Genomic DNA, 13,010 nt, shown 5'->3' on the forward strand with positions numbered 1-13,010 from the left:
TGCCGTCCGCACCGCCGCGTCGGCGGGTGGTCCCATCCTCGACGGCCCGCGGACCAGGGGAGTCGTAGCGGTGGATGACATGGCGGTACATCTTTCGATGCAGCGGTGCGGCGGGCGCGCGCCCGGTTCACATCGGGGGAGTGGCGGGCGCGGGACCCAGGGTGGTGGTGCCGGGGGCCGCCCGGTGGCCGAGCCCGGTGCGGTACGCGTCCATCGCGGCCTCCACCCGTCCCGTACGGCGCAGCAGATCACCCAGGAGGCGGCACAGGTCGGCCAGGTCGCCGACGGCGCTGGACCGTTCGAGCAGCGACAGCGCGGCGCAGTAGTGCTCCTCGGCGCGTTCGGTGTCGCCCCGGTCCTCGGCGATCAGCCCCAGCAGCCGGTGCGCGCCGCCCGCGTGCACCGCGCCCCGTCCGGCCCCGAGGGTGCCGGTGCCCGCGCCCTCGTCCTCGGGGGTGTCGGGAGTGAGCAGCGGCCGCAGCAGCGCCTCCGCCTCCTCGGCCTTGCCGCGTCTGCGCAGCACGTCCGCGAGCTCGACCTCGACCTGTCCGGTGAACAGCGCGGCCCGTTTGGAGGCGAGGATGGCGCGGGCCGTGCGCAGTTCGCTCTCGGCGTGCTCCAGGTCGCCGTCCTGGGCGTGCACATAGCCGCGCATCCAGTGGCAGTGCGCGAGTTCCGTGCGGATGTGCAGCTGGCGGTAGAGCTCCTGGGCCTTGGCCAGTGACGCGTCGGCCTCGGCGATGCGGCCCTCGGCGATGAGCGTGCGGGCCACCCCGCGGTGCATGCCCGCGACCAGCGCCGGGTCCTCGACGCGCGGGGCGAGGGCGAGCGCCAGCTCGGCGGCGTGCGCGGCCCGCGCGTGCGCGCCCATGTCCATGTAGGGGGCGATGGACGCCGTGTAGAGGAGCAGCAGCGCCTCGGGATCGTGCAGGCCGGCGGTGGTGAGCTCGTCGAGGGTGCTCTCCAGGAGGTAGCAGGCGTAGCGCAGTTCCCCGGTCAGCAGATGGGCGGTGGCGCGGCCCCGGATGGCGGGGACGCGGCGGGGCAGCGGCCGGTCGGCGAGCAGGCGCTCGGCGGCGGCGAACCGGTCCCGGGCGCCGCTGAGTTCACCGGACTCCAGCAGGCAGTCGCCGAGTCCGAGCAGGGCCTCGGCCCGTTCCTCCGTGAGGGAGTGCTCGGCGGCTTCCTCGTGGAGCGCCTGGAAGAGGGCGGCCGCGTCCTCGGGGGCGCCGGTGGCCAGGGCGCGCCGGGCGTCGGTCAGCCGCAGGCGGAGCCCGGCGGCCAGGTGGGCGGGGCGGCCCGTGGCCAGTTCCTCGTAGCTGACGCCGAGGCGGGTGGCGAGGTGCCGCAGCGCGGCCTCGGAGGGGCGGACCCTGCCGGACTCCAGCGTGGAGACGTACGCGGGGGTGTAGGCGGGCTCGGCCACCTGCCGCTGGGTGAGTCCGCGTTCGCCGCGCAGCCGCAGGACCCGTCGGCCGATCGCGGCCGGGTCGTCGTGCGGCACGTCCGCACGGCGCCCGGTCTCGTGCTGTCGGCCGTCCTGCCGCACACCGTCGTGCCGCACACCCTCGGAACCGTTCCGCGTCACCGCTGCCCCTCCCGTTCGGGGGTCGCCTGCCCGCGGACGGCCCGTAGGCCACCGCGACGAGGGGGCTGTTGCACCGATACCGGCGCGAACACGCCCACCCCACAGGCAACTTGGCACGCACCCATTGCCTGAAGTCCCAGGAACCCCTACGTTGATCCGCGCCTTAACCTCGCTTAACCCGCCATTTATATCGCGGACTTCGGAGGACGCCCATGCCCCCCACGCATCGAATATCCGGTCGTGCGAACGCTCGTACCAGACGTACGTCCCTGCGGATCGCCCTCGCCACCGGACTCGCCCTCACGGCGGCGGTCGCCGCCACCGGTCCGGCCGGCGCCACCCGCGCCACCGGACCGGAGCCGGCCGCCGGGCCGTCCCAGCGCGTCGAGTACTTCAACGGGCCCGGCAGCCACCCCCGGCACACCGAGGTCCCCGCCTCCCCGGCGCTCTCCGCCCGCGAGAGCGCCAGGATCAAGGGCGACGGCGACGTCGTCCCGATCGTGACGGCGGGCCCGACCGGCTCGAAGCTCGACGTCGTCTTCATCGGCGACGGCTACACCGCCGCCCAGCAGGAGGACTTCCACGCCGACGTGCGCGCCAAGTGGGCGAAGATCTCCGCCGTCGAGCCGTACGCCTCGTACAAGGATCTCTTCAACGTCTGGGCGGTCGACGCCGTCTCACGGGAGTCCGGCGTCTCCAACGACCCCGCCGAGGGGACCGCGAAGGACACCGCGCTCGGCTCGGCCTTCTTCTGCGACGGCATCGAGCGCCTGTTGTGCGTGGACACCACCAAGGTCGAGTCGTACGCCTCGAAGGCCGCCGACCCCGACCTCGTCATCGTCCTCGCGAACTCCACCAAGTACGGCGGCGCGGGCTACAACGACATCACCTCGCCGTCCGGCTACGACGGCATCGCCACCGCCTCCTCGGACAACGCCCAGTCCGACCAGGTCGCCGTCCACGAGACGGGCCACTCGCTCGGCAAGCTCGCCGACGAGTACTGGTACGACGAGTACGGCACCTACACGGGCGCCGAACCGTGGGAGAGCAACACCAGCAAGCTCACGGCCGACCAGCTCACCGCGCAGCAGAAGAAGTGGTACCGGTGGATCGGCCGGACCTCGCCCGACGGCGGCACCGTCGGCGCGTACGAGGGGGGCGGCTACTACCCGCGCGGCCTCTACCGGCCGACCGCCGATTCGATCATGCGCACGCTGGGGCGTGAGTTCAACCTGCCCGGCCGCGAGGCCATGATCGCGGGCTTCCACCGGCACGCGTCGGTGGTGACGGCTCGGACGGCCACGGACCGCGCGGTGCGGCGGGACGCCGAGGTGCGGGTCCGGGTGGCCGCCGGCGTGCGGTTGCGCTGGAGCGTCGACGGCCGTGAGGTCGGGCGGGCCAGGGGGGAAGAGCGTCGTGTCGCCGCGCGCGCTCGGCGTCCCGGCCGACGGGCGTACGCACACCCTGACCGTCCGCGCCACCGACCCGACGGACGCCGTCCGCGACCCGCAGCTGCGCACCCTGCTCACCGACCGGCTCAGCTGGCGGGTCCGGCGCTGACCGACCCGCGCACCGACCGGCTCACCCGGCGGGCGACGCGCCGCTGCGCGCGTCGCCCGCCGGTACGGCAGCGGTGCCGCCCGGTGCGCTGGACTCGCGCACGACCAGGTCGGGAGCGAGCCGTATCGCACGGCGCGGCCCGCCGTCGTCGCCGGACAGGCGCCGCCCGAGCAGCCTGGCCGCCTCCGCCGCGAGCTCGGCCACCGGCTGGCGGACCGTGGTGACGCCCGGCGCGGAGAGCGCCGCCATCGGGATGTCGTCGAAGCCGGTCACGGCGACCTCGCCGGGCACGTCGGCGCCGAGCTGATGGAGGCGCTGCAGGGCGCCGACGGCGATCAGGTCGTTGGCGCAGACGAGGGCGTCGGGACGGGCGGGCCAGACCTCGTCGACGGCGGCCCGCCCCCACTCCACGGAGAAGTCGCCGAGGGCCACCCGGCCCGGCGCCGCGGGATCGAGCGCCCTCGCCCCGGCCTCGTAGGCCCCCCGGCGCTCCGCCGCGGTCGACACCGTGCCCGCCGCGCCGAGGAAGCAGATCCGGCGCCGGCCCGTGGCGGCCAGGTGCTCCAGGACGAGGGACATGCCCGCGCCGTTGTCGACCGCCACCGAGTCCGCGACGCCGGAGCCACAGCCCCGGTCCATCAGGACGAGCGGCACGCGCGCCGCCGCCGCGGCCACCGCCTCCCTGCTGCGGACCTCGTGCGCCGGGACGACCAGGAGCGCGTCGACCTGCCGGCTGAGCAGGTCCGCGATGTACTCGGCCTCGGCCGCCGGGTCGTCGTCGCAGTCGGCGAGCAGCACGGCCCGCCCGTCGGCGTGCAGGGCGTGCGTCAACTCCCGTACGAGCGCGGGGTAGAACGGGTTCGTGATCTGCGGCAGGACCAGGCCGACGGTGCCCGTGGAGCGGCTGCGCAGAGCCCGGGCCGCGTGGTTGGGGCGGTACCCGAGCGCGTCGGCCGCCTCGCGGACCCGGCGGGCGGTCTCGGCGCCCACCGGGCGGGTGCCGGCCAGCACCCGCGAGACCGTGGCGACGGAGCAGCCGGAGGCCCGGGCCACGTCTCTCAGCGTTACGTCGGCCACGCCGCGCCCACCCTTCGAAGGATTTCGGCAAACGTTATCAGCGGCCCAGTGGCATCACCAGACTCCATTTTCAGGGGCTATTTTCCCTGTACAGGATTTTTTGTCATGCTCTGTTCCACCGAGGAGCGGTGTCCGTTCCGGGCGCGTTTGCCGTGGTGTGTCGTTGACCATTGACATAATTCGCGCCGGTGCACACAGTCTTGGGAGAACGTTTTCCCGAGCTGTCGCCGCGCAGCGTCAGCTCAGCCGAACAAAGAGGTTCCGCGATGCCCCGAAAGATCATCCTGGACTGCGACCCCGGACATGACGACGCGATCGCCATGCTCCTGGCGCACGGAAACCCGGATGTCGAGCTGGTAGCCGTCACCACCGTGGTGGGCAACCAGACGCTGGAGAAGGTCACCCGCAACGCCCTGTCGGTGGCCCGCATCGCGAACATCACCGGCGTCCCGTTCGCCGCGGGCTGCCCCCGACCCCTCGTACGCGAGGTGGAGACCGCCCCGGACATCCACGGCGAGAGCGGCATCGACGGCCCCGTGATGCCCGAGCCGACCCTCGCCCTGGACGAGCGCCACGCCGTCGACCTCATCATCGACACCGTCATGGCGCACGAGCCCGGCGAGATCACCCTCGTCCCGACCGCGGGCCTGACGAACATCGCCCTGGCCGCGCGCAAGGAGCCCCGCATCGTCGAGCGGGTCCGTGAGGTCGTCCTGATGGGCGGCGGCTACCACACGGGCAACTGGAGCCCCGTCGCCGAGTTCAACATCAAGATCGACCCCGAGGCCGCGCATATCGTCTTCAACGAGAGCTGGCCGGTCACCATGGTCGGCCTCGACCTGACCCACCAGGCCCTCGCCACCCCCGAGGTCGTCGAGCGCATCGCGAAGGTCGGCACCGGGCCCGCCGTCTTCGTGAACGAGCTCCTCGACTTCTTCGGCGCCATGTACCTGGAGGCGCAGGGCTTCGACGCGCCGCCGGTTCACGACCCGTGCGCCGTCGCCTACGTCATCGACCCGAGCGTCATGACCGTCCGCAAGGCCCCCGTGGACATCGAGCTGACCGGCACGCTCACGCTCGGCATGACCGTCACGGACTTCCGCGCCCCCGCCCCGGACGACTGCCACACCCAGGTCGCCGTCGACCTGGACCACCGGCGCTTCTGGGACCTCGTCGTGGACGCCCTCGAGCGGATCGGTGACGTCCGCGCATGAACGCCTCCTTCACCGAGCCCGCCGCCGCCCCCGGCGGCGCCAAGGGCTCCCGCCCGGTGCGCATCGGCGTCCTGGTCACCGCGCTCCTCGCGGCCTGCTTCGCCTTCCAGCTGAACGCCAGCATGCTCAGCCCCGCCCTGAAGAACATCGAGGACTCCCTCGGGGCGACCTCGGCGGAGATCGGCCTCACCCAGACGGCGTTCTTCACCTCGGCCGCGCTGTTCTCGCTCTTCCTGCCGCGCCTCGGCGACCTCGTCGGACGGCGGAAGGTGCTCGCGGGCATGCTCGCCCTCATGGTCGTCGGCTGCGTGGTGGCCGCGCTCGCCGAGAGCGTGCCGATGCTCTTCGCGGGCCGTGTCATCCAGGGCATCTCGGGCCCCACCGTGCCGCTCTGCCTGATCATGCTCCGCAACGAGGTGCACGAGCCGAAGAAGTACGGCACGCTCCTCGGCGTCATCACCGCCGTCAACGGCGGCATCGCGGGCGTCGACTCCCTGGCCGGCGGCTTCCTCGCCGACCACTACGGATTCCAGTCGGTGTTCTGGGCGATGGCCGGCGTGGCCGCCATCGCCGCGCTGCTCGTCGCCACCCTCACCCCCGAGTCGAAGGCCGCGGACACCACCGACACCCGCATGGACTGGCCCGGCGTCACCCTGCTGGTCGTCTCGGTGGGCGCGGCCCTGATCGCCCTGAACGAGGCGGGCAAGCTCGGCAACGCCAACTGGCCCCTGGTCGGCGGCCTGTTCGTCGTCACCGCCGTCGCCTTCGCCCTGTTCTGGCGCACCGAGGACCGCAGCAGCCACCCCCTGGTCGCCACCCGGCACCTGCGCCAGCGTTCCACCTGGGCGCTGCTGCTCACCACCGTGCTGACCATGACCGGCGTGTTCGCCGTGATGAACGGCATGATCCCCGCCTTCGCCCAGGACGCCCAGGCAGGCTTCGGCATGGGCGCCGAGCAGTCCGCCTGGTGGACCCTGACGCCGTACGCCCTCGCGGGCCTGGCCATGGGCCCCCTCGCCGGGCGCCTGGCCGCCACGTACGGCTACGGCCGCATCCTGCGCCTGGGGCTCATCGGCTCGGCCGTGACGGTGACCCTGATGCTGTTCACCCTGCACGCCGACTCGCGGCTGCTGCTCCTGGCCGCCTCGATCCTCATCGGCGTCACCTACGCGGGCGTGGGCAACATCGTCCTCAACGGCCTCGGCATCGTGCTGTCCCCCAAGGAGAACCCGGGCTTCCTGCCCGGCCTGAACGCGGGCGCGTTCAACCTCGGCGCCGGGCTCAGCTTCGCCGTCCTGTACGCCGTGCAGACCGCGGCGGCACCGGCCGACAAGACGTCGCCCGCCGGCTACACGGCAGGCATGATCGCCGGCGTCGCCCTTCTCGCGGCGGCCTTCGCGACGTCGTTCCTCATCCCCAAGCCGGTGGAGGCGGAAGCGGCGGAGTGACCCGGCTCCTGGTCCGTGCCACGGCCCGGCCGCGGCACGGACCAGGGGATCACCCCGCGGCGTTCCCCCACGGGACCGGCTCGCCCGGCGGGCCGAACAGGCGGGGCGCGTGGACCCGCAGATGGCCGGGCGGCTCCTGCGGGACGGGATCGAGGACCAGGGTCCGCACCCCGTCGGCGTCCTGGGGCGCCGCCCCCTCGGACGGCTCGTGGAAGCCCGCGAACCGGTAGGCGACCTCCATCATGCGATTGCGGTCGGTGCGTCGGAACCCGGCCGTCAGCGCCACCCCGGCCCGCGCCGACTCGTCGCTGAGCCACCGCAGCAGCGCCGTCCCCACGCCGAAGGACACCACACGGCACGAGGTGGCGAGGAGCTTGATGTGCCAGGTGTCCGGGCGCCGCTCCACGAGGATCACACCGATCGCGCCGTGCGGCCCGAACCGGTCGGTGAGGGAGGCCACCAGCACCTCGTGCCGCTCGTCGGCGACCAGCCCGCGCAGCGCCGCGTCGGAGTAGTGCACCCCCGTCGCGTTCATCTGGCTCGTGCGCAGCGTCAGCTCCTCGACCCGGGAGATCGCCTCGTCACCGGCCCGCTCGATGCGCAGCTCCAGACCGAGGGAGCGCAGGAACTCCTCGTCGGTGCCCGTGTGCCCGGTGCGCTCGGTCTCCCGGCGGACGCCGGCCTGGTACATCTGGCGCCTGCGGCGCGCGTCCCCGGTGACCACGGGCGGGGTGAACTCGGCGCGCCCGGGGAGCCCGAGCGCCTCCTCCGCCGGATAGCAGCGGACCTCGGGGTGGTGGAACTCCACCTCGGCCCGCTCGGCCGGCTGGTCGTCGATGAAGGCGATCGTCGTCAGCGCGAAGTTCAGCTCGTCGGCGATCGACCGGATCGACGCGGACTTGACGCCCCAGTTGATCCGGGGGAGCACGAAGTACTCGGCGAGGCCGAGCTTCTCCAGCCGCCCCCAGGCGTGGTCGTGGTCGTTGCGGCTCGCGACCGTCTGCAGGATGCCCCGCGCGTCGAGTTCCACGATCACCTCGCGCAGACCCTCGTGGAGAACGACCTCGCCGTCCTCCACCAGCGTGCCGCGCCACAGCGTGTTGTCCAGGTCCCACACCAGGCACTTGACGATCGGCTGGGCTTCCGTCACCGGCTCATTCCTTCCTCGGTCCTCGGTCCGGGGGTGCGGCACGTCGGTCCGGTGGCGCGGCACGTCGCTCACACCTCCCACAGCGTCACGGTCCAGGCCGCCACGGGGCTGTTGCTCAGCACGAGGACGTGCTGTCCGCGCCGCAGCTCCCCGGAGGCCAGCAGGCGGTCCAGGTTGAGGACCACGTCCATCGGGCCGAGGTGGCCGAGCTCCTCCAGATGCGTCGCGCAGACCGGGTGGATCTCCAGCCCCAGCGTCGTCCGGTAGAAGTGGAAGGCGCTGGCGGTGACGTTCTGCATCAGCGTGGCGGTCACGTCGGCCTTGTCGAGACCGGCGTCCGCGAGGACCTGGCCCACGAGCTTGCCGAGCCGCGTACGGCTGTGCATGGCGAGCTCGAAGGAGTAGCGGTCGTTGTCGGCACACTCCTCGCGCCACTGGGACCAGGGGTGGTGCTTGTAGTCCACCTTGAACAGGTCGTGGAAGGAGCTGTCGGCCTCCATGCGGTGCGCCTTGAGCAGCGGGCGTCCGCCGCGGACCAGCGTCATCGCGAAGGCGCCGTCGCCGACCACGGTGACGGGGCGGCGCACCCGGTCGGCGGCGGTGGGCCGGCTGCCGTAGGTGAGCAGGACGGCGGAGCGGGACGGGTCGCCCAGGAGCAGGTCGCGGGCCAGCCCCCAGGCGGCCGAGGACCCGGCGCAGCCCAGACCGTCGACGGTGAAGGGGAAGGTGCCGGAGATCCCGGCCAGGTGGGCGATCTTTCCGGAGTCCGAGCCGATCAGTACGTCCGGGGCGCGCGAGCCGATGTGCACGAGCAGGTCGGGCACGTCGCTCTGCCCGGCGAGCAGCTCCGCGCAGGCCCGGGCGGCGAGCTCGGTGGGTTCGGTGTCCGGGAAGACGCCGACGGACTTGATCCCCGCCTGCTCGGCGAACCGCAGCTCGTCCTCGGTCAGCCGGGCCAGCTCCGGCAGGTCGGCGACGGGCATCCGTTCGTCGGGCAGCAGACAGTGGATCGCGCCTATGCCCACACCTGCGGTCTCGGTCGTCATGCCACACCTTCCAGCGCGCGTTCCGCGAGGATCAGCTGGCAGATCTCGTCGCTGCCCTCGATGATCTGCATCAACTTGGCGTCCCGGTAGGCACGGGCCACCATTTCGCCGTCCACCGAGCCCGCGGAGGCGAGAACCTGCACCGCGGTCGACGCGGCGTGTGCCGCCTGTCCGGCGGCGACGTGCTTGGCGAGCACCGAGGCGTGCGAGAGGTCGGCCGAGCGGCCGTCCCAGCAGTCGGCGGCGTGCTCGCAGACCCGGGTCGCGGTCTGTTCGGCGACCACCAGCTCCGAGAGGTGACGGGCGATCAGCTGGTGCTGTGCCAGGGGCTTGCCGAACTGCTCACGGGTACGGGCATGGGAGGCGGCGGCCCGCAGGCAGCCGCGGATGATGCCGACGCAGCCCCAGGCGACGGAGAGGCGGCCGTAGGTCAGGGCGATCGTGGTGAGCAGGGCGAGGGACTGGCTCGCCCCGGAGAGCACCCGCCCGGCGGGCAGCCGGACGCCGTCGAGCAGTACGTCGGCGTGTCCGGCCGCGCGGCAGCCCAGTGGCCGGGGGACGGGCCGGACCGTCACGCCCGGGGCGTCGGTCGGGACGAGGACGGCCGCCGCGTCGTCCCGGTAGCGGCCGAAGACCACCACGACGTCGGCGTAGGCGGCGGCGGTGGACCACACCTTGTGACCGGTCAGGACGACGTCGTCGCCGTCGTCCACGATCGTGGTGCCGATCGCCGAGAGGTCGCTGCCCGCCTGCGGTTCGCTGAACGCCACGGCGGCCAGACCGCCCTCGGTGAGCCGGGTGAGCTCCTCGGCGCGCTGGCGCCGGGTGCCGAAGCGCTGGATCGTCCACGCCGCCATGCCCTGCGACGTCATGACGCTGCGCAGGGAGCTGCACAACGCTCCCGTGTACGCGGTGAGTTCGCCGTTCTGGCGGCCGGTCAGGCCGCGGCCCCCGTAGGCGGCGGGGACCTCGGCGCAGAGCGCCCCCTTGGCGCCCAGGCCCCGGAGGACCTCCGGGGGGAGGGTCTCCGTCAGGTCCCAGTCGGCGGCGCGGTCGCCGACCTCCGCGCCGATCAGGTCCCGGAGGTCGTCACTCACCGGATCCGGCCCCGGCGAGCCGGAGGACCAGCTCGGTCATCGCGTTCACCGTACGGAAGTTGTCGATCCTGAGGTCGGGGCCCTCGACGGCGATGCCGAAGGTGTTCTCGACGTGCACCACCAGCTCCATGGCGAACAGGGAGGAGACCCCGCCCGTGGCGAACAGGTCGGTGTCCGCGGCCCATTCGGTCTTGGTGCGCTCCTCCAGGAACCGCTTCAGCTCGGTGCTGACCTCTTCCGCCGATGTCCGACGGGTCGTGGTGGGGTCGCTCATCTCCGCGCTTCCTCTCAGGGTTTCTTCTTGTGGACGAGGGTGAGGCCGTCGGCGACGGCGAGCATGGAGATGTCCACGCGGTCGTCGTCCCGCAGCAGTGCGTTGAGCCGGCGGATGGCCAGGGTGTCCGGGTCCTGGGCGGCCGGGTCGACGACCTTGCCGAAGAAGAGGGTGTTGTCCAGGACCAGCAGTCCGCCGGGCCGCACCAGCGCCAGCGCCTGCTCGTAGTAGCGGGGGTAGTTGGCCTTGTCCGCGTCGACGAACGCCAGGTCGAAGCTGCCGGGGCCGCGCTGCTCGGCGAGCTCGTCCAGGATCCGGGCGGCGTCGCCGGTCCGCAGGGCGATCCGGTCGGCGACACCGGCGCGCCGCCAGTAGCGCTCGGCGATGCGGGTCCACCGTTCGTTGATGTCGCAGGTGACGACGCGGCCGTCGGGCGGCAGGGCGCGGGCCATGCACAGGCTGCTGTAGCCGGTGAAGGTGCCGACTTCCAGGACGTCTGCGGCGCCGGTCACGCGGACCAGGAGGGCCAGGAGCTGTGCCTCCTCGGGCAGGACCAGCATGGCCTGCAGCATCGGCATGCCGGCGGTCTCGGCGCGCAGGTCGCTGAGTACGTCGTCGTCGCGCAGCGACATCTGGCGTACGTAGGACAGGAGTTGGTCGTCGACCGTGAGCTGACCTGCCATCAGGGCACCAGTCCCGGATACGGGTAGAAGCCCTGTCCGCTCTTGCGCCCGTGCTCGCCGTCCCGCACCTTGCGCAGCAGCAGGTCGCAGGGGCGGCAGCCCTCGTCGCCGGTGCGCTGGTGCAGCACCCACAGCGAGTCCACGAGGTTGTCGATGCCGATGAGGTCGGCGGTGCGCAGCGGTCCGGTGCGGTGCCCGAGGCACTCCTGCATCAGGAGGTCGACGTCCTCCGCCGAGGCCCGGCCCTCCTCGACGACGCGGGCCGCGTCGTTGATCATGCGGTGCAGGACGCGGCTGGTGACGAACCCCGGGCCGTCGCCGACGAAGACCCCCCGGCGGTCGAGCGCCGCCAGCAGTCGGCCGACGGAGTCGACCGCGTGCTGCGCGGTGCGCGCGCCGCGGACGACCTCGACCGTGCCGATCAGGTAGGTGGGGTTCATGAAGTGGACCCCGAGGAGGCTTTCGGGGCGCGGGAGTTTCGCGGCGAGTTCGTCCACCGGGATGGAGGAGGTGTTGGTGACCAGTGCGGTGTCCGGGCGGACGATCCCCGAGACCTCGGTGAGCGCCGCGGCCTTCAGTCCGGCGTCTTCGGTGACGGCCTCGATGACGACGTCCGCGTCCGCGCAGTCGGCCACGGACGTGCCGGTGACGAGCTCCGCGCGGGGCCTGTCGCTCCGGACGCCCATCAACTGGGCGGTGCGCAGCTCGCGTTCGATCCTGGCGGGGGCGTCGGCGCGCCTGACCGGGTCGGTCTCGACCAGAACCACCGGGACACCCCGTCCGAGAGCCAGCGTCGTGATGCTGACCCCCATGACGCCGGCGCCGAGAACGGCCAGCCGTGGGGTGGGTTCTTCCTCTGTCACCGCATACCTCCCCAACCTGGCGGTGGACATGAATGAATGGCGCGCTCGGGATAGCGGGATAGTGGGAGCGGTTCCGGGACCGGCTTCCGCCCGGCGTACCGAGATAAGGGTCCGATAAACATGATCACGACGGAATGCTGCATTCCGGAAGTCGTCAGGCCCAGGCCAATGCGAAGCGCGACGGCCCGCAATGCGGCGGCGCAGGACTCTTCCTCGTTCTGATGCCGAACGACCGTAGCATGACTTTTCCCGGCGCAGTGTGCATGTCATTAACCTGTCAATCCGGCGCCGCGCGCTAAATGCCGGGCCGCCTGCGCTTTTGTGGTCCTGTTGTTCTTTTCTTTCTCCTGCCAGGAATGAATGGGGAGAGGCGGGGAATGACGCGCGAGATCCGAACTCCCGGAAAGTCGCGGAAACGTCACGGGTTGCGAGAAAGCGGGCCAAGCTGTCGGAAACGGGCACAAGCGGGCACTACTGGCCGTGCGTGGATACCGCCGCCATGAGGTCAGTTGGGTAGGTTCGCGGGGTGCCCGGTCGGACACCGGAGACCCGGGCGGCCGGAATGCGCTGACCGGAATTTAGCTTTCCGCATGTGACACGCGCACGTGCTGCGACGTGCGTCACGTGGTCGAATTGGGTGTGGAGTGGCGTGGATGGCGGGCCCGGGAAAGGTCGACCGGTGAAAGATCAAGCGGTTGCCGCTGCTTGATATCAAGTGTTAGGTTCCGTTTGACGAGCGAACCTGACGGGGGGTCGAACGCCGAGCATGCTTACGGACAGTGACGCAAGCGGAGTCAATGGGACCCGTATTTTTATTCTCCCCGGCACTGGGCAGACGGTCTCAGAGAGACCCGCGTAGACCGACTCTAAGTCGCGGATCATGATGCTGCGCTGATATCTCTTCAGCTGGATTTGATGAATTGTTCACCGGGCGCTGCGCCGCTTTGTGGTGCAGTGCTGTGGGCTGGCCGCAATTCGAGCCGCAAGGCACCCGGATGAGACGAAGGTCA

10 protein-coding genes and 1 pseudogene are annotated in these 13,010 nt (G+C 71.9%); 3 read left to right on the forward strand and 8 right to left on the reverse strand.

Features of this window, described 5'->3' with window-relative positions; all coding sequences use genetic code 11:
* Window positions 1-127: 127 nt before the first annotated feature.
* A complete protein-coding gene (locus ACFYXE_RS10950; RefSeq protein WP_389311442.1) occupies window positions 128-1,504 on the reverse strand; it encodes a helix-turn-helix domain-containing protein in 1,377 nt (458 codons plus the stop codon).
* A 296-nt stretch (window positions 1,505-1,800) separates the two neighbouring features.
* Here ACFYXE_RS10950 and ACFYXE_RS10955 point away from each other — a divergent pair.
* Window positions 1,801-2,790: pseudogene (locus ACFYXE_RS10955) on the forward strand (M64 family metallopeptidase); the annotation flags it as partial.
* A 379-nt stretch (window positions 2,791-3,169) separates the two neighbouring features.
* Here the strand turns inward: ACFYXE_RS10955 and ACFYXE_RS10960 are convergent.
* Window positions 3,170-4,225 (reverse strand): LacI family DNA-binding transcriptional regulator, encoded by a 1,056-nt coding sequence (locus ACFYXE_RS10960; RefSeq protein ID WP_389311135.1) that lies wholly within the window; start codon window positions 4,223-4,225, stop codon window positions 3,170-3,172.
* A 266-nt stretch (window positions 4,226-4,491) separates the two neighbouring features.
* Between ACFYXE_RS10960 and ACFYXE_RS10965 the strand changes: the two genes are divergently transcribed.
* Together ACFYXE_RS10965 and ACFYXE_RS10970 are read left to right on the forward strand one after the other, a co-directional pair.
* A complete protein-coding gene (locus ACFYXE_RS10965; protein WP_361165214.1) occupies window positions 4,492-5,439 on the forward strand; it encodes a nucleoside hydrolase in 948 nt (315 codons plus the stop codon).
* Window positions 5,436-6,887, forward strand: a complete 1,452-nt coding sequence (locus ACFYXE_RS10970) for an MFS transporter (RefSeq protein WP_389311137.1) — start codon at window positions 5,436-5,438, stop codon at window positions 6,885-6,887. Before ACFYXE_RS10965 ends, ACFYXE_RS10970 begins: the two co-directional genes overlap by 4 nt.
* 49 nt (window positions 6,888-6,936) lie before the next feature.
* Here the strand turns inward: ACFYXE_RS10970 and ACFYXE_RS10975 are convergent, their stop codons facing one another.
* The 6 genes from ACFYXE_RS10975 to ACFYXE_RS11000 form a co-directional block, all read right to left on the reverse strand.
* Window positions 6,937-8,037 (reverse strand): HAD-IIIC family phosphatase, encoded by a 1,101-nt coding sequence (locus ACFYXE_RS10975; RefSeq protein WP_389311139.1) that lies wholly within the window; start codon window positions 8,035-8,037, stop codon window positions 6,937-6,939.
* 68 nt (window positions 8,038-8,105) lie between these two features.
* Window positions 8,106-9,083 carry a 3-oxoacyl-[acyl-carrier-protein] synthase III C-terminal domain-containing protein gene (locus ACFYXE_RS10980; protein WP_389311141.1) on the reverse strand — a complete coding sequence of 326 codons (978 nt, stop codon included), beginning with the start codon at window positions 9,081-9,083 and terminating at the stop codon, window positions 8,106-8,108.
* On the reverse strand, window positions 9,080-10,180 hold the full coding sequence (locus ACFYXE_RS10985; protein WP_389311143.1) for an acyl-CoA dehydrogenase family protein: 1,101 nt from the start codon (window positions 10,178-10,180) through the stop codon (window positions 9,080-9,082). Before ACFYXE_RS10985 ends, ACFYXE_RS10980 begins: the two co-directional genes overlap by 4 nt.
* Window positions 10,173-10,454: an acyl carrier protein gene (locus tag ACFYXE_RS10990; RefSeq protein ID WP_361165199.1), complete on the reverse strand. Its 282-nt coding sequence runs from the start codon at window positions 10,452-10,454 to the stop codon at window positions 10,173-10,175. The genes ACFYXE_RS10985 and ACFYXE_RS10990 overlap by 8 nt, the downstream gene beginning before the upstream one ends.
* A gap of 14 nt (window positions 10,455-10,468) precedes the next feature.
* Complete coding sequence (locus ACFYXE_RS10995) at window positions 10,469-11,137, reverse strand: O-methyltransferase (protein WP_389311145.1); 669 nt, start codon at window positions 11,135-11,137, stop codon at window positions 10,469-10,471.
* Window positions 11,137-12,030, reverse strand: a complete 894-nt coding sequence (locus tag ACFYXE_RS11000; protein WP_389311147.1) for a 3-hydroxyacyl-CoA dehydrogenase family protein — start codon at window positions 12,028-12,030, stop codon at window positions 11,137-11,139. The genes ACFYXE_RS10995 and ACFYXE_RS11000 overlap by 1 nt, the downstream gene beginning before the upstream one ends.
* Between the last annotated feature and the right edge of the window lie 980 nt (window positions 12,031-13,010).

Origin of the sequence: Streptomyces sp. NPDC002564, assembly GCF_042889645.1 — a bacterium.
Lineage (GTDB): Bacteria > Actinomycetota > Actinomycetes > Streptomycetales > Streptomycetaceae > Streptomyces.

Coding starts and splice junctions, on each gene's coding strand:
- ACFYXE_RS10995 (WP_389311145.1), bottom strand. CDS start 11,137: ATGGCAGGTCAGCTCACGGTCGACGACCAACTCCTGTCCTACGTACGC.
- ACFYXE_RS11000 (WP_389311147.1), bottom strand. CDS start 12,030: ATGTCCACCGCCAGGTTGGGGAGGTATGCGGTGACAGAGGAAGAACCC.
- ACFYXE_RS10965 (WP_361165214.1), top strand. CDS start 4,492: ATGCCCCGAAAGATCATCCTGGACTGCGACCCCGGACATGACGACGCG.
- ACFYXE_RS10990 (WP_361165199.1), bottom strand. CDS start 10,454: ATGAGCGACCCCACCACGACCCGTCGGACATCGGCGGAAGAGGTCAGC.
- ACFYXE_RS10980 (WP_389311141.1), bottom strand. CDS start 9,083: ATGACGACCGAGACCGCAGGTGTGGGCATAGGCGCGATCCACTGTCTG.
- ACFYXE_RS10970 (WP_389311137.1), top strand. CDS start 5,436: ATGAACGCCTCCTTCACCGAGCCCGCCGCCGCCCCCGGCGGCGCCAAG.